Below are 19,057 nucleotides of genomic sequence, written 5' to 3' on the forward strand. Positions count from 1 at the left end.
GCCGCACCAGAGCGACCCAACCACCCATCGGAGGAAGAAGATGACCATCATCGACACCTCGGCGCAGCCAGCTGCGACGGGCCTGCCGGGACAGGGCAAGACCGTCGCCCTGTTCATCACCTGCATCAACGACGTCATGTTCCCGGACACCGGCCGCGCGACCGTGAAGCTGCTGGAGCGGCTCGGCTGCCGCGTCGAGTTCCCGCGCGAGCAGACCTGCTGCGGCCAGATCACCACCAACACCGGTTACTTCGACGAGTCGGTGGGCATGGTGCGGGCCTACAACCGGGCCTTCGGCGACTACGACTACGTGGTCTCGCCCTCGGGCTCGTGCACCGCGGCGGTGCGCCACCAGCACACCATGCTGGCCCGCCATGCCGGGGACAAGGGTCTGGAGCGCCAGGCCGAGCACACCAGCCAGACCGTCTTCGACATCCCCGAATTCCTGGTGGACGTGCTGGGGGTCACCGACGTGGGTGCCTACTTCCCGCACACCGTCACCTACCACCCGTCCTGCCACGGCAAGCGGCTGCTGGGCCTGGGCGACAAACCCTACGAGCTGCTGCGCCAGGTGCGCGGCATGACCCTGGTGGACCTTCCGGATGCCGACCAGTGCTGTGGCTTCGGTGGCACCTTCAGCATCAAGAACTCCGACGTCAGTGCCGCGATGGCCGCCGACAAGGCGCGCCACGTGCGCGAGACCGGCGCCGAGTTCGTCGTCGCGGGGGACAACTCCTGCCTGCTGAACATCGGCGGTGTGCTGAGCCGCCAGAACTCCGGGGTCCGGCCGATCCACCTGGCCGAGATCCTGGCCAACACCGAGGAGGACTGACCATGACCGCCGAGAACATCACCAGCCCGGCCGGCACCCTCACCCCCGACATGGACCAGCTGGCCACAACCAGCCGCGGCCCGGTGCGGGTGGTGGAGGGCAATGGTGGGGTGGCCCGTCTCACCCCCGCCCCCAACCATCCGGGCACCTACCTGGGGATGCCGAAGTTCCCCAAGGCCGCCAAGCAGGAGCTGGAGCTGGGGGTGCAGCGCAAGAACATGCGCAATGCCACCACCACCATCCGCAACAAGCGAGCCCTGCGCGTCTCCGAGAGTCCCGACTGGGAGGACCTGCGTGAGGCAGCCGCGGCCGTGAAGAACCGCGTCGGGCGCCACCTGGACCACTACCTGCTGCAGGCCGAGGAGAACCTGACCCGCAACGGCGTGCACGTGCACTGGGCCCGTGATGCGGCCGAGGCCAACCGGATCGTCGCCGAGATCGCCAAGGCCAAGGGCGTCGACGAGGTGGTCAAGATCAAGTCGATCACCAGCCAGGAGACCGACCTCAACGAGTACCTGGAGGAGCAGGGGATCGCGGCCTGGGAGACCGACCTGGCCGAGCTGATCGTGCAGCTGGGCCACGACCGTCCCAGTCACATCGTGGTGCCGGCGATCCACCGCAACCGGGCGGAGGTGCGCGAGATCTTCAAGCGCGAGATGGGCCGCTACGGCCGTCCCGCTCCCGAGGACATCACCTCCAACCCGCCCGAGCTGGCCGACGCCGCCCGGATGCACCTGCGCGAGAAGTTCCTGCGGGCCGAGATGGCGGTCAGCGGCGGCAACTTCATCATCGCCGAGACCGGCTCCATGGTGATCGTCGAGTCCGAGGGCAATGGCCGGATGTGCCTCACCCTGCCCAAGACCCTGGTCAGCATCGTGGGCATCGAGAAGGTGCTGCCCAGCTTCGAGGACCTCGAGGTCTTCCTCAAGCTGCTGCCGCGCTCGGCCACCGGCGAGCGGATGAACCCCTACAACTCCATCTGGAGCGGCGTCACCGAGGGCGACGGCCCGCAGGAGCAGCACGTGGTGCTGCTCGACAACGGCCGCACCGACGTGCTCGCCGACCAGGTGGGCCGCGAGGTGCTGCGCTGCATCCGCTGCGCCTCCTGCCTCAACATCTGCCCGGTCTACGAGCGCACCGGCGGCCACGCCTACGGCTCGGTCTACCCGGGTCCGATCGGGGCGGCGCTGAACCCGCAGCTGCGCGGCGTGGAGCACGACGTGGACCGCGGCCTGCCCTATGCCTGCTCGCTGTGCGGCGCCTGCAACGACGTCTGCCCGGTGAAGATCCCCTTCACCGACATCCTGGTGCACCTGCGCCACAAGGTGGTCGAGGCCGAGAAGGCCGACCGGGTGCCGCGCGACGTCGAGGTGGGCACCGAGATGGCGCTGATGAAGACCGCCGCCTGGGTGATGGGCGACGCCAAGCACTTCGAGACGGTGCAGAGGGGCTCCTCGCTGGCCGGCCGCGCGCTGCGCGGGCGCACCCTGGGCCCGATCCCGGCGCCGGTGGCGGACCGCTGGCTGCGCTACCGCGACGTCGACGAGGTGCCCAAGCAGAGCTTCCGCCAGTGGTGGGGCAAGAACCGGAAGGACGGCAAGTGATGACCACGATCAGCACCGACGCGCAGGCGCGCGAGCAGATCCTGGCGCGCATCCGCGAGGCCACCAGCGATGTCACCGAGAAGGACCCGGAGCGCGACGTGCCGGTGGACTTCACCTACGGCACCGGCATCGAGATGGACGACGTGGTGGGCACCTTCGTGGAGAAGGTGATCGACTACAAGGCCGCCGTGGTGCGGGTGGAGCGCGCCGGCCTGGCCGCCGCCGTGGCCGAGGGCCTGCGCGCCACCGGTGCCACCGGCTCCGTGGTGGTGCCGCCGGGACTGGACCAGGCCTGGGTGGATGCCGCGGCGGGGCTGGGCCTCGAGGTGCGCGTCGACGAGCCGGCGCTGTCCAACGACCAGCTCAACCAGACCGATGCCGTGGTGACGGCAGCGGCCAGCGCGATCGCCGACACCGGCACCATCGTGCTCACCCATGGCCCCGACCAGGGCCGTCGCGCCATCAGCCTGGTGCCCGACCGCCACGTCTGCGTGGTGCTGGCCAGCCAGGTGGTCTCCGACGTGCCCGAGTCCATCGCGGCGGTGAAGCCGGCGGTGGTGCAGGGCAGTCCGGTGACGATGATCTCGGGTGGTTCGGCCACCAGCGACATCGAGCTGTCCCGCGTCGACGGGGTCCACGGGCCCCGCAAGCTGCACGTGATCGTCGTCGACGACGCGTGACCAGTGGGGGAGTCGAAGGGCTGCTCAGACCCCGAGCCGGGTCTCGAGCAGCCTCTCGACATCACCCTCGGCCCCCTCGAATGCCAGCCGGGCATGCCGGCCGCGTCCGAAGGCCAGCAGCAGCAGCTCACCGGGCGTGCCCGTCACGGTGACGGTCGGCTCGCCGGGCTTGAGGACCAGCGGCTCGAGGCCCTCGACCAGGTGGCCGTCGGCATCGCTGCGTCGGGCGACGACGCTGCTCTCGCAGCGTCGGAACATGGCCCGCCCCATGGTGGACAGCCGCTTCCACAGGGCGTCCTCGATCGCGGGGTCCAGCCGTCGGGGCTCCACCTCGCCGGCCTGGGCGCGGCGCACGTCCTCGTGGTGCACGAAGTACTCGGCCAGGTTGGCGGCCTCGTCCATGCCGGGCAGCGAGAAGACCGAGAGCCGACCCGGCCCGCGTCGCACCTTGTCCACCAGCTCGCTGTGACTGAACTTGGTGGTGGCCTGGCTCATCCGGCGCTCGGTGAGCCCGGCCAGCGGCTTGATCACGATGCCGGGGGTGGCCAGCGGATCGGTCTCACGCAACCACAGGTGGGCGGCCAGGTCCTGGGCCTCCCATCCCTCGCACAGAGTGGGAGCCTCGGCCCCCACCTCGTCCAGCAGGTCGCACAGCGCCAGGCGCTCGGTATGGGCAAGGTTCACGTCCCGATCCTACGGCGGCACACAACTGTCGGTTCCGATGGCTAGCCTGCGACCATGAGCCTGTTGAAGCAGCTGCCGATCCGTGAGGTGCTGGCCGAGGACCTGCCGCGCCCTGACGAGTGGCCCTTCACACTGGCTCCGGTGCGCCAGCTGCTCGACGAGGGCCTCGGGCTGGGGGAGCTGACCGTGCTGGTGGGCGCGAACGGGGCGGGCAAGTCCACCTTGGTGGAGTCCATCGCGCTGGCCTATGGGCTGAGCCCGGAGGGAGGCAGCGTGGGGGCGCGCAACAGCACCCGCGCCACTGAGTCCGAGCTGTGGCAGCACCTGCGCCTGGTGCGCGGGGCCGGCGCCTCCAAGCAGGGCTACTTCTTGCGCGCCGAGACCCTGCACGGCCTGATGACCTACCTGGAGGACAGCCCGCCGCTGTGCGGGGAGGGCTCCTTCCACATGCAGTCCCACGGCCAGGCCTTCGCGGACCTGCTGGCCCAGCGCAGCGTGCGGCTCTACAGCCGGGGCGGCCTGCTGGTGCTCGACGAGCCGGAGGCGGGCCTCAGCTTCGCCTCCCAGATCGACCTGGTGCACCGGCTGCGCGACATGGTCGCCTCCGGCATCCAGGTGCTGCTGGCCACCCACTCACCGGTCATCGCGGCCATCCCCGGAGCCCGCATCCTGCAGGTGGACGCGCAGGGGTTCGCGCCGGTGCAGTGGGCAGAACTGGAGCAGGTCGAGCTGCACCGCCGCTTCCTGCACGACCCGTCGCGCTTCCTGTCCTGAGGCCCAGGCGGCGCTCCCGGTCAGCTGCCGAGCGCTGCCCGGCGCCAGAGCTCCTGGTGACGGCGGATGAAGGCGGCGCTCTGCTGCCAGGTCTCGCCGTGCCCCTCGACGTACATGCTGGCCCACGGCTCCCAGCCGGTGCGGTGGGCCTCGCGCAGGTGGTGCCACATCGCCTCGGCGCGGGCGGCCATCGCCTCGGGCAGGGCGGCGCGCATCGCCTCGTCGGCGTCGTAGCCGTCCAGCAGGGCGGCGAGCCGTCGGGCGCTCGCGGCAGGGTCCGCGTCGGCGAAGAGGTGGGCGAAGGCGATGGCGGCATAGGCCAGGTCCCACAGCCGGTTGCTGGGGCCCGCACCGTCCCAGTCGATGAAGACCAGCCGGTCGCCGTCGACCACCAGGTTCCAGGTGGCCAGGTCGTTGTGGCAGAGCAGGTCAGGGTGCGGCGCCGGCAGCAGCACCGGCCAGTCCTGGGGGACGGGTAGGTCGGCGCAGGCGTCGTGGATGCTGCGCACCAGGGCTCCGACGCGGTGCACGGTGTGCTCGTCGAGCGGCGCCAGGTCGATGGCCATGGTGCCCGGGACGTGGTCCAGCACCATGCGTCCCTGCTCGTCGCGGCCATGGAAGCGGGGCACGTCGATCCCGGCGGAGCGCACGTGCTCCAGCAGGGCCATGGCGCGCCCGGAGGTCTCCAGCCAGGGCTTGCGGACGGTCTGGCCGATCCGCACCACCTGGTCGGTGGCATTGCCGCCGGCCAGGACCTCTTCGGAATGCTGCTCGACGTCGTCCATGGGCTCAGCCTGCCAGCTGGTCGCGCCACCACAGGGCGGGGGTGGTCGTGGTGATGGCCACCAGTCCGGCGCGCTGCAGGATCGGGCGGGAGTACTCGGTGCAGTCGGACTGGAGCAGCCGGTGGCCACGGGCCTGGGCCGAGCGGGCCCGGGCGGCGGTCAGGGCGCGGTAGAGGCCGCGTCCCCGGTGCTCGGGGTGGCAGGCGCCGCCCCAGAGGCCGGCGAAGTCCGTTCCCGGTACCGGGTCGACCCGTCCGGAGCAGACCACCTGGCCGGTCGGGTCGCGGACGAACCACATCTCGAAGGAGTCGGGGTCGGTGCGCATCCGGGCGACGAGCTGGTCGGCCAGCCGGATGCTCTCCTCGGGGCCGTCGCCGAAGACCTGCCCGGCCAGCTCCTCCGCCTCCCGCAGCTCAGACTCGTCGTGGGCGCGGTGCAGGCTGTAGCCGGCGGGCAGCGGGTCCGCGGCGGCGATCACCTGGGCCACCTCGCCGACCATGACCGTCTCGCTCTCCTGCAGAGCGAAGCCGTGGGAGCCGAGCAGATCCACCAGGCCCGGCAGCTGGTCGTGGTCGCGCAGCTTCCACTCCACGCGGGTGACCCTCGGGTCCCGCTCGTAGTGCTGCTTCGCCTCGGCGACCAGCCAGGCCAGGTCCGTGTCCGGGTCGAGCGGTTCGTAGCTGATGAAGCCGCGCCCACGGGCCGGGAAGGTGGCCGCCCACAGCGGTCCGATGCGGACCAGCTCGGAGGCGTCGGCCACCTCGGCCAGGCCGCGCAGCTGCTGGTCGTAGAGGTTCAGGAGTTCTCGCACCGGCCACAGGCTCGCAGTGGTCGACCCGCAGCGCAACCGAATTCACGGCCGGAGCTTGACGATCGAGGAGAGCATCCCCCCGTGGTCGTGGTCGGGGAGCCGCGGCGCGATCGGCCACAATGGGCACCATGCTCCTTGATGTTGAGATCGCGGACCGCCTCAAGCGCACGGACGACGGCCTGGTGCCCTGCGTCGTGGTCGACGCCACCTCGGGCGCCGTGCTGATGATGGCCTGGATGGACGACGAGGCGCTGCACCGCACCCTCACCACCCGCAAGGCCACCTACTGGTCGCGCTCCCGCAACGAGTACTGGGTCAAGGGCGAGACCTCGGGCCACACCCAGCACGTGCGCGAGGTCCGGCTCGACTGCGACGGCGACACCCTGCTGATGCGGGTGGACCAGACCGGCGGCGCCTGCCACACCGGGGACGCCACCTGCTTCGACGCAGACCTGCTGCTGGCCGACGCCGAGGCGAGCGACCGGGTCGAGGAGGTTCGCGCATGAGCATCACCCCCGACCTCGAGGGCTTCCGCGCCCAGGCCGCGGCGGGCCGTCGCGTGATCAGCGTCCACACCCGTCTTCTGGCCGACGACCTCACCCCGGTGGCGCTCTACGCCCAGCTGTGCGGCGACCGCGAACTCACCTACCTGTTCGAGTCCGCCGATGCGGGCGTCTGGAGCCGGTGGAGCTTCGTCGGCGTCAACGCCGCCGCCACCCTCACCGAGGCCGACGGCCAGGCCCGATGGCTGGGCCGCGAGCTGGCCGGCCTGTCCACCGACACCGACCCGCTGACCGCGCTGCGCGAGACGCTGCGGGTGCTGCACACCGAGCGCGATCCCGAGCTGCCGCCCTTCACCTCCGGCATGGTCGGCTACCTGGGCTATGACATCGTGCGCCGCCTGGAGAAGCTGCCGGACAGCTGCGTCGACGACCTGCAGGTGCCCGAGCTGGTGATGATGCTGGCCAGCGACCTGGCCGTCGTCGACCACCACCTGGGCGAGGTCTGGTTGGTGGCCAATGCCATCAACTTCGACGACAGCCCCCAGGGCCTCGAGGAGGCCTGGGCCGATGCCACCGCCCGGGTGCAGGCCATGGTGGACCAGCTCTCCCGGCCCCGGCCCAGCCTGCTGGCCGTCGAGGGCGAGCCCGCCACCACCGAGCTGGTGCGCCAGCGCTCCGACGAGGACTACTGCGCCGTGGTGGAGCAGGCCAAGGAGGAGATCCGCGCCGGCGAGGCCTTCCAGGTGGTGCCCAGCCAGCGCTTCAGCCTGCCCACCACCGCCGAGCCGCTGGCCATCTACCGCGAACTGCGCCACACCAATCCCAGCCCCTACCTCTACCTGCTGCGGCTGCCCGGCTTCAGCGTGATCGGCTCCAGCCCGGAGGCGCTGGTCACCGTCACCGACGGCCAGGCCACCACGCACCCGATCGCGGGCACCCGGCCGCGCGGCGCCACCTCGGCCGAGGACCGGCAGTTCGAGGCCGACCTGCTGGCCGACGAGAAGGAGCGCGCCGAGCACCTGATGCTGGTGGACCTGGGCCGCAACGACCTGGGACGGGTCTGCCGGCCCGGCAGCATCGCGGTCACCGAGTTCATGCAGGTGCGCCGCTACAGCCACGTCATGCACCTGGAGGCCGCCGTCTCCGGCGAGGTGGCCGAGGGCCGCAGCGGCCTGGACGTGACGCTGGCCTGCTTCCCGGCGGGCACCCTCTCGGGCGCCCCGAAGGTGCGTGCCATGCAGATCATCGACGAGCTCGAGGTGAGCCGTCGCGGCGTCTACGGGGGAGTGGTGGGCTACTTCGACTTCGCCGGCAATGCCGACACCGCCATCGCCATCCGCACCGCCCTGCTCAAGGACGGCGTGGCCCACGTGCAGGCCGGCGCGGGGATCGTCGCGGACTCCGTGCCCGAGACCGAGAACACCGAGACCAAGAACAAGGCGATGGCCGCGCTGAACGCGGTGCGTCGTGCCGAGGGCCTGCGGGTCCTGGGGCAGAGCACCACGGAGCGGGCCCGATGACGCCGGGCCGGCAGAAGCTGCTGGCCTGGCCGGCCATCTTCCTGGCCGCGGTCACCTGCCTGGGGCTCGCCTCGCGCTCTGGTGCGCAGGCCGACGTGGCTCGCGCCCTGGGCTGGGCGATGCTGGGCGGTCTGGGCGTCTCGCTGCTGCTCGGCGCCCTGGGGCGACGGCTGGTGGCAGCCCTGGTCGCCGCCCTCGCCGCCGGTGTGGCCGCGCTCGTCGTGCGCGGCGAGGGGCACCCGGGCCTCTGGGCGGCCGTGGTGCTGGCGGAGGTGGGTGCCCTCGCCCAGTTGGTCTGGGCCGGAGGATGGAGCGCCGCCTCCCGCTTCGACCGCTCCGTGCCGGCCGGTCCTCCGGCCACCGACCTGGACGTCTGGAAGGCGCTCGACGCGGGTCTTGACCCCACCGCGGACGAATTTGGCGATAACCTGCCGCCACGGGAAACTAGACCCGCAGGTACCCATCAGCGCCCCGACGATCGCGGGGCACACCAGGAGGACCAATGAGCTCCACCGGCAACGGCCGTGCGATGACGCCCGAGCGCAGGATCGCCCGCGAGGCCCAGACCACCTACCACGAGGGCAAGAGCCCCGCCGCCTGGGTCGGTTCGATGATCGCCCTGGTCGGCTTCCTGATCCTCACCTGGACCAGCACCTTCGGCTTCGACGACTTCGGCTGGATGGGCGTGCTGGTGCCCTCGCTGGTCGTGCTGGCCGGCGGCCTGGTCACCCTGGTGATGAAGACCCAGGGTTACGGCACCCCCTCGCGCGTCTACAGCAGCAAGTGAGCAGCGTCCTCGACGACATCATCGTCGGGGTCCGCAAGGACCTCCACGAGCGCCGGCAGGCCACCAGCCTGGGGCACCTCGAGGCGCGCATCCAGACCCGTCGCGCCGCCCTGGAGGTGCTGCCGCAGCTGCGTCGGCCGGGCCTGGGCGTGATCAGCGAGGTGAAGCGCTCCAGCCCCTCCAAGGGTGCGCTGGCCGAGATCACCGATCCCGCGGAGCTGGCCGCCGCCTACCAGGCGGGCGGCGCCATCGCGATCAGCGTGCTCACCGAGAAGCACCGCTTCAACGGCTCGCTGGCCGACCTCGACGCGGTGCGCGAGCGCGTCGAGATCCCGGTGCTGCGCAAGGACTTCATCGTCGACGACTACCAGGTCTGGGAGTCCCGGGCGCACGGCGCCGACCTGGTGCTGCTGATCGTCGCCGCGCTGGACGACGCCGAGCTGCGCCGCCTGCACACCCTGGTCACCGACCTGGGCATGACCCCGCTGGTGGAGGTGCACACCCCGGACGAGGCGCGTCGCGCCGCCGACCTGGGAGCCGAGCTGGTGGGGGTCAACAATCGCAACCTCAAGACCCTCGAGGTGGACCTGGCCCAGTTCGGCCGACTGGTGGACCTGCTGCCGGCCGAGGCCGTCAAGGTCGCAGAATCGGGGGTGTTCACTCCCGAGGACGCCGCCCTGGTGCACTCGCAGGGGGCGGACGCCATCCTGTGCGGCGAGGCTCTGGTGCGCCACGGCGACCCGGCCGGCGCGATCGCCGCCATGATCGCCGCCTGCCGCTGACCACCTCCGCCGTACCCACACACCCAGAACAGGGGAATCCATGAGCCTGCCCGACGAGCACGGTCACTTCGACGACTTCGGCGGCCGCTTCGTGCCCGAGGCCCTCCACGCCGCGCTGAGCGAGCTGGACCAGGCCTTTGCCGAGGCCGAGGCCGATCCCGACTTCCACGCCGAGCTGGAGCGGCTGCGTCGTGACTACGCCGGACGTCCCACCCCGATCTGGCAGGCCGACCGCTTCGCCGAGCACTGCGCCGCCGACGGCAGCGCGGGCGTCGACATCGTGCTCAAGCGCGAGGACCTGAACCACACCGGCTCCCACAAGGTGAACAACGTGCTGGGGCAGGCGCTGCTCACCAGGCGGATGGGCAAGACCCGCGTCATCGCGGAGACCGGCGCCGGCCAGCACGGCGTGGCCACCGCCACCGCCGCCGCGCTGATGGGGCTGGAGTGCCGGATCTACATGGGCAAGGTGGACACCGAGCGCCAAGCGCTCAACGTGGCCCGGATGCAGATGCTGGGCGCCGAGGTGGTGGCCGTCGAGGCCGGGTCCATGACGCTCAAGGACGCCATGAACGAGGCGATGCGCGACTGGGTCACCAATGTGGACCGCACCCACTACCTGATCGGCACCGTCGCCGGGCCCGCCCCCTTCCCGAAGATCGTGCGCGAGTACCAGCGCATCATCTCCACCGAGACCCGCGCCCAGGTGCTGGAGCGCTACGGCCGGCTGCCGGATGCCGTCACGGCCTGTGTGGGCGGTGGTTCCAATGCGATGGGAATCTTCGCCGACTTCGTGCCCGACACCGAGGTGGCCCTCTACGGCTTCGAGGCCGCCGGTGACGGTGTGGAGACCGGCCGCCACGCGGCCACCATCACCGCCGGGCGGATGGGCGTGCTGCACGGCATGCGCACCTATGTGCTGATGGACGACGACGGCCAGACCATCGAGTCCCACTCCATCTCCGCCGGACTGGACTACCCGGGCGTCGGCCCCGAGCACGCCTGGCTGGCGAAGTCCGGCCGTGCCAGCTACCTCCCGGTCACCGACGACGAGGCGATGCAGGCGCTCAAGCTGCTCACCCAGACCGAGGGCATCATGCCGGCCATCGAGTCGGCCCATGCCGTGGCCGGTGCGCGTCGCCTGGCGCTGGAGCTGACCGCCCAGCAGCCTGATCGTCGTCCGCTGATCGTGATCAACATCTCGGGCCGCGGCGACAAGGACGTGGACACCGCCATCCGCTACTTCGGGATTGACGGCAGCGTCGACGACGTGGCCGGCCGGATGGAGACCGACGCCAGCCGCAGCCAGCTGGCCGAGGCCAAGATGGAGGCCGCCGAGCACGACGTCGAGGGAGAGCAGAAGTGAGCAGCTACCCGGACACCGCCTTCAGCGACGACGCCCGACTGGGCCGCTCCGGCCACGTCTACGCCGCCGCCCGCCAGGAGGGCCGCGCCGCCCTGGTGGGCTACCTGCCCGTCGGCTTCCCCGATGTGCCCGGTTCGGTGGAGGCCATGCGCGCCCTCACCGAGGGCACCGAGGGGCTGGGGGTCGACATCGTCGAGATCGGCATGCCCTATTCCGACCCGGTGATGGACGGCCTGGCCATCCAGCACGCCACCACCCGCGCCCTGGAGCGCGGGGTGCGCACCCGCGACATCTTCACCGCCGTGGAGGCCGTCGCTGCCACCGGCAAGCAGGCCATGGTGATGATCTACTGGAACCTGGTGGAGACCTATGGCACCGAGGCCTTCGCCCGGGACCTGGCCGCCGCCGGCGGCGCCGGACTGATCACCCCGGACCTGACCCCCGACGAGGCCGGCCACTGGATGGCAGCCTCCGAGGCGCACGACCTGGACCGGGTCTTCCTGGTCGCCCCCAGCTCCACCGACGAGCGGGTGGCCTCCACCATGGCCGCCTGCCGCGGCTGGGTCTATGCCACCAGCGTGATGGGCGTCACCGGCGCCCGCACCTCCACCAGCTCGGCCGCACCGCAGCTGGTGGCCCGCGCCCGCGCCGCGGCGCCCGAGCTGCCGGTCGGTGTCGGGCTGGGCGTCTCCAACGGCGCCCAGGCCGCAGAGGTGGGTGGTGTGGCCGACGGCGTGATCGTCGGTTCCGCCCTGGTGCACTGCCTGCTGCGCAACGAGGAGCAGGGCAGTCGAGACCTGGGGGAGCTGCGCAGCCTGGTGGACGACCTGGCCCGAGGGGTCCGCTCGCTGTGACCCCCGGCCCCCTGGTGCTCCCGCTGAGCATCCCCAGCCCGTCGTGGAGCGCCTTCCACCTGGGGCCGTTGACCATCCACGCCTATGCGCTGTGCATCCTCACCGGGATCGTGGCCGGATGGGCGCTGGCCTCGCGGCGTTTCCAGGCCCGCGGGGGCAGCCGCGACGACTTCGAGGCGATCATCTCGGTGGCCGTGCTGGCCGGCATCATCGGCGCCCGCATCTACCACGTCATCACCGACCACCAGCTCTACTTCGGGCCAGGCCGTCGGCCTGTCGAGGCGCTCTACATCTGGAACGGCGGCCTGGGCATCTGGGGCGCGGTGGCCGGGGGAGCGCTGGCCGCCTGGCTGATGTGTCGTCGCACCGGCACCAGCTTCGCCATGTTCGCCGACGCCGGGGCGCCCGGGCTGATCCTGGCCCAGGCGATCGGACGGTTGGGCAACTGGTTCAACCAGGAGCTCTTCGGGCGTCCCACCACGCTGCCCTGGGGTCTGGAGATCGACCCCTCGCACCGCCCCGAGGGCTACCAGCAGTTCGCCACCTTCCACCCGACCTTCGGCTACGAGCTGCTCTGGTGCCTGGCCGGCGTCGGCCTGCTGCTGTGGGCCGAGCGGCGCTTCCGGCTGGCCCACGGCCAGCTCTTCGCCCTCTACGTGGTCTGGTACTGCGCCGGGCGCCAGTGGATCGAGGCACTGCGGATCGACAAGGTCAACACCCTGGGCGGCTTCCGGCTGAACGAGTACACCTCGGCCATCGTCTTCTGCTGCGCCCTGGCCACGCTGCTCTGGCTGCTGCGCCGCCACCCGCCTACCGCGGAGCCTCTCGAAGGCTGAACCACACCGTCCACGAGCTGGATGGTGTTACGCGCGTGAAACATCGCGGACCTATGTTGAGCCGACTGCAGATCCGGCGACGCACTGCGCACGTCGGGTCTGCCGTCGTGCGTGGCGGCCAAACCCCTGCGGTCCCGGGAAACCGGCACCTGACGATGGGAGAAAACAGATGGCCCCCACGGTCTTCCACCACCGGCCCAAGCAAGGGCTCTACGATCCCGCCTTCGAGCACGACGCCTGCGGTGTCGCCTTCGTCGCACGTCTGAACGGCGAGGCGAGGCATGACATCGTCGAGCAGGGCCTAGAGGCACTGCGCAACCTGGACCACCGCGGCGCCACCGGCGCCGACGCGGCGGCCGGTGACGGCGCGGGCATCCTGATCCAGGTTCCCGACGCCTTCCTGCGCGAGAACTGCACCTTCGACCTGCCCCAGGCAGGGTCCTACGCGGTCGGCATGGCATTCCTTCCGATCGACGAGGACGAGCGCGACATGGCGCGCATCACCATCGAGAAGATCGCCGTCGAGGAGCGCCTCAAGGTGCTCGGCTGGCGCGAGGTCCCCACGGTCACCGACAGCCTCAGCCCGATCTCGAAGGCCGCCATGCCGCACATGGCCCAGCTGCTGGTCTCCAGCCGCGGCAACGAGTCCGGCATCGAGCTGGACCGCCTGGTCTTCGTGCTGCGCCGCCGCGCCCAGAACGAGGCCGGCGTCTACTTCAGCTCGCTGAGCTCGCGCACCCTGGTCTACAAGGGCATGCTCACCACCGACCAGCTGGAGCAGGTCTACCCGGAGCTGCACGACGAGCAGATGGCCTCGGCGCTGGCGCTGGTGCACTCCCGCTTCTCCACCAACACCTTCCCGGCCTGGGAGCTGAGCCACCCCTTCCGGCTGATCGCTCACAACGGCGAGATCAACACCGTCAAGGGCAACCGCAACTGGATGAGGGCCCGCGAGGCGCTGCTGTCCAGCGACCTGATCCCCGGCGACCTGCAGCGCATCTTCCCGATCTGCTCCGAGGGTGCCAGCGACTCCGCCAGCTTCGACGAGGTGCTGGAGCTGCTGCACCTGGGCGGTCGCGAGCTGCCCCATGCGGTGCTGATGATGATCCCCGAGGCCTGGCAGAACCACACCGAGATGAGCCAGGCCCGTCGCGACTTCTACGAATTCCACTCCGCCGTGATGGAGCCCTGGGACGGACCGGCCTGCGTCACCTTCACCGACGGCCGCCAGATCGGCGGCGTGCTGGACCGCAACGGGCTGCGGCCGGCCCGCTACTGGGTCACCACCGACGGCCGGGTCATCTTCGCCTCCGAGGCGGGGGTGCTGCCCGTCGAGCCGGCCGACGTGGTGCAGAAGGGCCGGCTGCAGCCGGGCCGGATGTTCCTGGTGGACCTGGAGCAGCACCGCATCGTCGAGGACGACGAGATCAAGGACCAGTTGGCCTCCGAGCACCCCTATGGACAGTGGCTGGATGCCGGCCGGCTGAACCTGAACGACCTGCCGGAGCGGGCCCACATCGTGCACTCGCACGCCTCGGTCACCCGTCGCCAGCAGCTGTTCGGCTACACCCATGAGGAGCTGCGCCTGCTGGTGGCCCCGATGGCCAACACCGGCGCCGAGACCATCGGCTCGATGGGCACCGACACCCCGCTGGCGGCCCTGTCCGACCGGCCGCGGATGATCTTCGACTACTTCAGCCAGCTCTTCGCCCAGGTCACCAACCCGCCGCTGGACGCGATCCGCGAGGAGCTGGTCACCTCGCTGGCCGGCACCATCGGCCCGGAGGCCAACCTGCTGACCCCCGGCCCCGAGTCCTGCCGCCAGATGGTGATCCCGTACCCCGTGCTGGACTCCGACCAGCTGGCCAAGATCATCCGGATCAATGCCGACGGCGAGCACCCCGACTACCAGACCCACGTGGTGCGCGGCCTGTACCGCGTCGACGGGGGCGGCCAGGCGCTGCGCGAGCGGCTCGACGAGATCCGCGCCGAGGTCAGCCGCGCCATCGAGGAGGGTGCGCGCACCATCGTGCTCTCCGACCGCCACTCCGACCGCGAGCTGGCGCCGATCCCGTCGCTGCTGCTCACCAGCGCCATCCACCACCACCTGGTCCGCGAGAAGACCCGCACCATGGCGGGCCTGATCGTCGAGGCCGGCGACGTGCGGGAGGTGCACCACGTGGCGCTGCTGATCGGCTACGGCGCGGCCGCGGTGAACCCCTACCTGGTCTTCGAGTCCGCCGAGGACATGGCCCGCAACGAGCTCTACGTTCAGACCGACCCCGACCAGGCCATCAAGAACGCCTACAAGGCGCTGGGCAAGGGTGTGCTCAAGGTGATGAGCAAGATGGGCGTGTCCACCATCCAGTCCTACACCGGCGCCCAGATCTTCGAGGCCACCGGCTTGAGGAGCGACTTCGTCGACGAGTTCTTCACCGGCACCACCAGCCGGATCGAGGGCATCGGCCTGGACGAGGTGGCCCGCGAGGTGCAGATGCGCCACGAGCGCGCCTACCCGATCCACCCGGCCGCACCGCACCGCACCCTCGAGGTGGGTGGTGAGTACCAGTGGCGTCGCGAGGGCGAGGAGCACCTGTTCAACCCGGAGACCGTCTTCCGGCTGCAGCACGCCACCCGCACCGGGCGCTACGAGGTCTTCAAGCGCTACACCGACCTGGTCAACGACAACTCGAAGCGGCTGATGACGCTGCGCTCGCTGCTGGACTTCCGCAGCGACCGGCCCAGCATCGACGTCGACGAGGTGGAGCCGGTCAGCGAGATCGTCAAGCGCTTCTCCACCGGCGCGATGAGCTACGGCTCCATCTCGAAGGAGGCGCACGAGACGCTGGCGATCGCCATGAACCGGATCGGCGGCAAGTCGAACACCGGTGAGGGCGGCGAGGACTCCGAGCGGCTGCACGACCCGGAACGCTGCAGCGCCATCAAGCAGGTGGCCTCCGGTCGCTTCGGCGTCACCAGCGAGTACCTGAGCCATGCCACCGACATCCAGATCAAGATGGCCCAGGGTGCCAAGCCCGGCGAGGGCGGCCAGCTGCCCGGCCCGAAGGTCTACCCCTGGGTGGCCAAGACCCGTCACTCCACCCCCGGCGTCGGGCTGATCTCGCCGCCGCCGCACCACGACATCTACTCCATCGAGGACCTCAAGCAGCTGATCCACGACCTGAAGTGCGCCAACCCCAAGGCACGGGTCCACGTGAAGCTGGTGGCCGAGGTGGGTGTGGGAACCGTCGCGGCCGGTGTGGCCAAGGCCAAGGCCGACGTGGTGCTGATCAGCGGCCACGACGGCGGCACCGGTGCGGCGCCGCTGACCTCGGTCAAGCACGCCGGCGGTCCCTGGGAGCTCGGCCTGGCCGAGGCCCAGCAGACGCTACGGATCAACGGCCTGCGCGACCGCGTCGTGGTGCAGTGCGACGGCCAGCTCAAGACCGGCCGCGACGTGGTGATTGCCGCCCTGCTGGGCGCCGAGGAGTTCGGTTTCGCCACCACCGCCCTGGTGGTCAGCGGCTGCATCATGATGCGCGTCTGCCACAAGGACACCTGCCCGGTGGGCATCGCCACCCAGAACCCGGCGCTGCGCGAGCACTACCACGGCCAGGCCGACCACGTCGTGAACTTCATGGAGTTCATCGCCCAGGAGGTGCGCGAGATCCTGGCCCAGCTGGGCTTCCGCAGCATCCAGGAGGCCGTGGGCCATGTGGAGGCGCTCGACGTGCGTCCCGCCGTCGAGCACTGGAAGGCGCAGGGCCTGGACCTCTCGCCGATCCTGGCGCAGGTGGACGTGCCCGAGGGCACCGCGCTGCACAATGTCACCAGCCAGGACCACGGCCTGGACGCCAAGCTGGACGTCCAGCTGGTCGACCTGGCCCGACCCGCCCTGGAGGGCGGCCACAAGGTGGCCCACACCGTCGCGATCCGCAACGTGGACCGCACCGTGGGCACCATCCTGGGCCACGAGGTGACCATGGCCACCGGCGGCAAGGGCCTGGCGGAGGGGACCATCGAGTTCACCCTCAACGGCACCGCCGGCCAGTCCTTCGGCGCCTTCGTGCCCCGTGGCGTCACCATGCGCCTGGTGGGCGACTCCAATGACTACGTCGGCAAGGGCCTGTGCGGCGGCCGCATCGTGGTGACCCCGTCGGAGGACGTCAGCTTCGACCCGTCCACCGAGATCGTCGCCGGCAACGTGATCGGCTACGGCGCCACCAGCGGGCAGATCCTGCTGCGCGGCGTGGTGGGCGAGCGCTTCTGCGTGCGCAACTCGGGCGCCACCGCCGTCGTGGAGGGTGTGGGCGACCACGCCCTGGAGTACATGACCGGCGGTGAGGCGCTGATCCTGGGCCCCACCGGCCGCAATGTGGCCGCGGGCATGTCCGGCGGCAGTGCCTGGGTGCTCGACCTCAACACCGAGCGGCTCAACACCGAGCTGGTGGACGCGCAGCGGCCCGACGAGAAGGCGGTGGCGCGGATCCGTGAGCTGCTGGAGCTGCACCGCGACCAGACCGGCAGCAGCGTGGCCGATGGCCTGCTGGGCCACGACGACGGCTGGCTCGCCGACCACTTCACCGCGATCGTCCCGCGGGACTACGCCCGGGTGATCAAGGCCCGCGAGGACGCGATCCTCGCCGGCATCAAGGAAGACGAAATGACCGATCTCATGATGGAGGCAGCTCATGGCTGATCCCCGCGGATTCATCACCAAGCAGCGCCAGCTGGCCGAGCGTCGCCCCGTCGACGAGCGGCTCACCGACTGGCAGGAGGTCTACCCGGGCACGCCCGGCCGCTCCCTGCTGCCCATCATCACCGACCAGGCCAGCCGTTGCATGGACTGCGGCATTCCCTTCTGCCACACGGGTTGCCCGCTGGGCAACCTGATCCCGGAGTGGAACGACCTGATCTGGCGCGACGAGTGGACCCAGGCTCTGGAGCGGCTGCACGCCACGAACAACTTCCCGGAGTTCACCGGGCGGCTGTGCCCGGCGCCCTGCGAGACCGCCTGCGTGGTGGGCATCAGCCGTGAGCCGGTGACCATCAAGAACATCGAGGTCTCGATCATCGACAAGGCCTGGGACGACCGTCGCGTGGTGCCCCAGCAGCCCACCTGGCACAGCCTGAAGACCGTTGCCGTGGTGGGCTCCGGCCCGGCCGGCCTGACGGTGGCCCAGCAGCTCACCCGCGCCGGGCACACCGTCGTGGTCTACGAGCGGGCCGACGCCATCGGCGGCCTGCTGCGCTACGGCATCCCCGAGTTCAAGATGGAGAAGGCGGTGCTGGACCGTCGCCTGAAGCAGATGCGCCTGGAGGGCACCACCTTCAAGCCCAGCACGCCGATCGGACCCGGCGCCGACGAGCAGGGCGGCATCACCGGTGAGCAGCTGCGCGAGCGCTTCGACGCGGTGGTGCTGACCATCGGCTCCACGGTGCCGCGGGCGCTGACCGTGCCGGGCTCCGAGCTGGACGGCATCCACCAGGCGATGGACTACCTGACCCAGGCCACCCAGGCCCTGGACGGCAACAACCAGGTGACCCCGCAGGCCCGTGAGGGCCAGATCCACGCCAAGGACAAGCACGTGGTGGTGATCGGCGGTGGCGACACCTCCAACGACTGCCTCGGCACCGCGCTGCGACAGGGCGCGAAGAGCGTCACGCAGCTGGAGATCATGCCGCAGCCGCCGCAGACCCGTCCCGAGCAGCAGCCCTGGCCCACCTACCCGATGATCTACCGGGTGGCCTCGGCCAACGAGGAGGGCGGCGAGCGGATGTATGCCGTCAACACCTCCGAGTTCCTGGGCAGCGAGGGCCGGGTCACCGGCCTGCGGCTGAGCGAGGTGCGCTTCGAGCAGGGCAAGCTCGTCACCCTGGAGGGCACCGAGCGCGAGATCCCGGCCGACCTGGTGCTGATGGCCATGGGCTTCATGCACCCCGAGCCCGGGGGAGTGGTGGCCGAGCTGGGCCTCGAGCTGGACGAGCGCGGCAACATCCGTCGCGGCGACGACTACCAGACCAATGTCCCCGGGGTCTTCGCCGCCGGCGACTGCGGCCGTGGCCAGTCGCTGATCGTCTGGGCGATCGCCGAGGGTCGTGGTGCGGCCAACGGCGTCGATGCCTTCCTCTCCGACGACGGCGCCAGCAGCCTGCCCCGCCCGATCGGTCCCGAGGTGCGCCAGCTGATGGCCTGAGCACGACGACACGGCCCCCGTTCCACCAGGGAACGGGGGCCG

Annotated in this window: 17 protein-coding genes; 14 read left to right on the forward strand and 3 right to left on the reverse strand. The window is 70.8% G+C overall.

Annotation, left to right across the window (positions count from 1 at the left end; translation table 11 throughout):
• The first annotated feature begins 40 nt into the window (after nucleotides 1–40).
• The 3 genes from ABD073_RS14525 to ABD073_RS14535 are packed head-to-tail and all read left to right on the forward strand — an operon-like array spanning nucleotide 41 to nucleotide 3,116.
• Nucleotides 41–832 (forward strand): (Fe-S)-binding protein, encoded by a 792-nt coding sequence (locus tag ABD073_RS14525; RefSeq protein WP_343875762.1) that lies wholly within the window; start codon nucleotides 41–43, stop codon nucleotides 830–832.
• A 50-nt stretch (nucleotides 833–882) separates the two neighbouring features.
• Nucleotides 883–2,436, forward strand: a complete 1,554-nt coding sequence (locus ABD073_RS14530; RefSeq protein ID WP_343875931.1) for a LutB/LldF family L-lactate oxidation iron-sulfur protein — start codon at nucleotides 883–885, stop codon at nucleotides 2,434–2,436.
• On the forward strand, nucleotides 2,436–3,116 hold the full coding sequence (locus ABD073_RS14535) for a LutC/YkgG family protein (protein WP_343875764.1): 681 nt from the start codon (nucleotides 2,436–2,438) through the stop codon (nucleotides 3,114–3,116). The genes ABD073_RS14530 and ABD073_RS14535 overlap by 1 nt, the downstream gene beginning before the upstream one ends.
• Nucleotides 3,117–3,140: 24 nt before the next feature.
• On the opposite strand, the gene ABD073_RS14540 is transcribed toward ABD073_RS14535, so the two are convergent.
• The gene (locus tag ABD073_RS14540) at nucleotides 3,141–3,800 is read right to left on the reverse strand and encodes a TIGR03085 family metal-binding protein (protein WP_343875766.1); all 660 of its coding nucleotides are present in this window, start codon (nucleotides 3,798–3,800) and stop codon (nucleotides 3,141–3,143) included.
• A gap of 54 nt (nucleotides 3,801–3,854) precedes the next feature.
• Between ABD073_RS14540 and ABD073_RS14545 the strand changes: the two genes are divergently transcribed.
• Entirely contained in the window at nucleotides 3,855–4,574 is a 720-nt protein-coding gene (locus ABD073_RS14545) for an AAA family ATPase (RefSeq protein ID WP_343875767.1), read from the forward strand.
• Between the two features lie 20 nt (nucleotides 4,575–4,594).
• Here ABD073_RS14545 and ABD073_RS14550 read toward each other — a convergent pair whose 3' ends face one another.
• On the reverse strand, nucleotides 4,595–5,359 hold the full coding sequence (locus ABD073_RS14550; protein WP_343875768.1) for a phosphotransferase: 765 nt from the start codon (nucleotides 5,357–5,359) through the stop codon (nucleotides 4,595–4,597).
• Between the two features lie 4 nt (nucleotides 5,360–5,363).
• Nucleotides 5,364–6,170, reverse strand: coding sequence for a GNAT family N-acetyltransferase (locus ABD073_RS14555; protein WP_343875770.1), 807 nt, complete (start codon nucleotides 6,168–6,170; stop codon nucleotides 5,364–5,366).
• A 128-nt stretch (nucleotides 6,171–6,298) separates the two neighbouring features.
• Here ABD073_RS14555 and hisI point away from each other — a divergent pair, with 128 nt between their 5' ends.
• From hisI to ABD073_RS14605, 10 genes are all read left to right on the forward strand, one after another.
• On the forward strand, nucleotides 6,299–6,676 hold the full coding sequence (gene hisI / locus ABD073_RS14560; RefSeq protein WP_343875771.1) for a phosphoribosyl-AMP cyclohydrolase: 378 nt from the start codon (nucleotides 6,299–6,301) through the stop codon (nucleotides 6,674–6,676).
• Nucleotides 6,673–8,193 (forward strand): anthranilate synthase component I, encoded by a 1,521-nt coding sequence (locus tag ABD073_RS14565; protein ID WP_343875773.1) that lies wholly within the window; start codon nucleotides 6,673–6,675, stop codon nucleotides 8,191–8,193. Before hisI ends, ABD073_RS14565 begins: the two co-directional genes overlap by 4 nt.
• On the forward strand, nucleotides 8,190–8,699 hold the full coding sequence (locus tag ABD073_RS14570; RefSeq protein ID WP_343875774.1) for a hypothetical protein: 510 nt from the start codon (nucleotides 8,190–8,192) through the stop codon (nucleotides 8,697–8,699). The genes ABD073_RS14565 and ABD073_RS14570 overlap by 4 nt, the downstream gene beginning before the upstream one ends.
• Complete coding sequence (locus ABD073_RS14575) at nucleotides 8,696–8,980, forward strand: HGxxPAAW family protein (protein ID WP_343875775.1); 285 nt, start codon at nucleotides 8,696–8,698, stop codon at nucleotides 8,978–8,980. The genes ABD073_RS14570 and ABD073_RS14575 overlap by 4 nt, the downstream gene beginning before the upstream one ends.
• On the forward strand, nucleotides 8,977–9,762 hold the full coding sequence (gene trpC, locus ABD073_RS14580) for an indole-3-glycerol phosphate synthase TrpC (protein ID WP_343875777.1): 786 nt from the start codon (nucleotides 8,977–8,979) through the stop codon (nucleotides 9,760–9,762). Before ABD073_RS14575 ends, trpC begins: the two co-directional genes overlap by 4 nt.
• A gap of 40 nt (nucleotides 9,763–9,802) precedes the next feature.
• Nucleotides 9,803–11,128 (forward strand): tryptophan synthase subunit beta, encoded by a 1,326-nt coding sequence (gene trpB / locus ABD073_RS14585; protein WP_343875779.1) that lies wholly within the window; start codon nucleotides 9,803–9,805, stop codon nucleotides 11,126–11,128.
• A 38-nt stretch (nucleotides 11,129–11,166) separates the two neighbouring features.
• On the forward strand, nucleotides 11,167–11,982 hold the full coding sequence (gene trpA / locus ABD073_RS14590; protein WP_343875933.1) for a tryptophan synthase subunit alpha: 816 nt from the start codon (nucleotides 11,167–11,169) through the stop codon (nucleotides 11,980–11,982).
• A 14-nt stretch (nucleotides 11,983–11,996) separates the two neighbouring features.
• Entirely contained in the window at nucleotides 11,997–12,818 is an 822-nt protein-coding gene (gene lgt, locus ABD073_RS14595; protein WP_343875935.1) for a prolipoprotein diacylglyceryl transferase, read from the forward strand.
• Nucleotides 12,819–12,987: 169 nt separating this feature from the next.
• On the forward strand, nucleotides 12,988–17,517 hold the full coding sequence (gltB, locus tag ABD073_RS14600) for a glutamate synthase large subunit (protein ID WP_343875781.1): 4,530 nt from the start codon (nucleotides 12,988–12,990) through the stop codon (nucleotides 17,515–17,517).
• Nucleotides 17,510–19,015, forward strand: coding sequence for a glutamate synthase subunit beta (locus ABD073_RS14605; RefSeq protein WP_343875783.1), 1,506 nt, complete (start codon nucleotides 17,510–17,512; stop codon nucleotides 19,013–19,015). Before gltB ends, ABD073_RS14605 begins: the two co-directional genes overlap by 8 nt.
• Nucleotides 19,016–19,057 lie beyond the last annotated feature (42 nt).

Origin of the sequence: Luteococcus peritonei (assembly GCF_039526385.1) — a bacterium.
GTDB classification, from domain to species: domain Bacteria; phylum Actinomycetota; class Actinomycetes; order Propionibacteriales; family Propionibacteriaceae; genus Luteococcus; species Luteococcus peritonei.

What these genes read in the sequence shown, in the direction of transcription:
- ABD073_RS14530 (WP_343875931.1), top strand. Translation starts at nt 883, where the DNA reads ATGGACCAGCTGGCCACAACCAGCCGCGGCCCGGTGCGGGTGGTGGAG.
- ABD073_RS14565 (WP_343875773.1), top strand. Translation starts at nt 6,673, where the DNA reads ATGAGCATCACCCCCGACCTCGAGGGCTTCCGCGCCCAGGCCGCGGCG.
- ABD073_RS14605 (WP_343875783.1), top strand. Translation starts at nt 17,510, where the DNA reads ATGGCTGATCCCCGCGGATTCATCACCAAGCAGCGCCAGCTGGCCGAG.
- hisI (WP_343875771.1), top strand. Translation starts at nt 6,299, where the DNA reads ATGCTCCTTGATGTTGAGATCGCGGACCGCCTCAAGCGCACGGACGAC.
- ABD073_RS14550 (WP_343875768.1), bottom strand. Translation starts at nt 5,359, where the DNA reads ATGGACGACGTCGAGCAGCATTCCGAAGAGGTCCTGGCCGGCGGCAAT.
- ABD073_RS14525 (WP_343875762.1), top strand. Translation starts at nt 41, where the DNA reads ATGACCATCATCGACACCTCGGCGCAGCCAGCTGCGACGGGCCTGCCG.
- ABD073_RS14535 (WP_343875764.1), top strand. Translation starts at nt 2,436, where the DNA reads ATGACCACGATCAGCACCGACGCGCAGGCGCGCGAGCAGATCCTGGCG.
- gltB (WP_343875781.1), top strand. Translation starts at nt 12,988, where the DNA reads ATGGCCCCCACGGTCTTCCACCACCGGCCCAAGCAAGGGCTCTACGAT.
- trpB (WP_343875779.1), top strand. Translation starts at nt 9,803, where the DNA reads ATGAGCCTGCCCGACGAGCACGGTCACTTCGACGACTTCGGCGGCCGC.
- ABD073_RS14570 (WP_343875774.1), top strand. Translation starts at nt 8,190, where the DNA reads ATGACGCCGGGCCGGCAGAAGCTGCTGGCCTGGCCGGCCATCTTCCTG.
- ABD073_RS14575 (WP_343875775.1), top strand. Translation starts at nt 8,696, where the DNA reads ATGAGCTCCACCGGCAACGGCCGTGCGATGACGCCCGAGCGCAGGATC.
- ABD073_RS14545 (WP_343875767.1), top strand. Translation starts at nt 3,855, where the DNA reads ATGAGCCTGTTGAAGCAGCTGCCGATCCGTGAGGTGCTGGCCGAGGAC.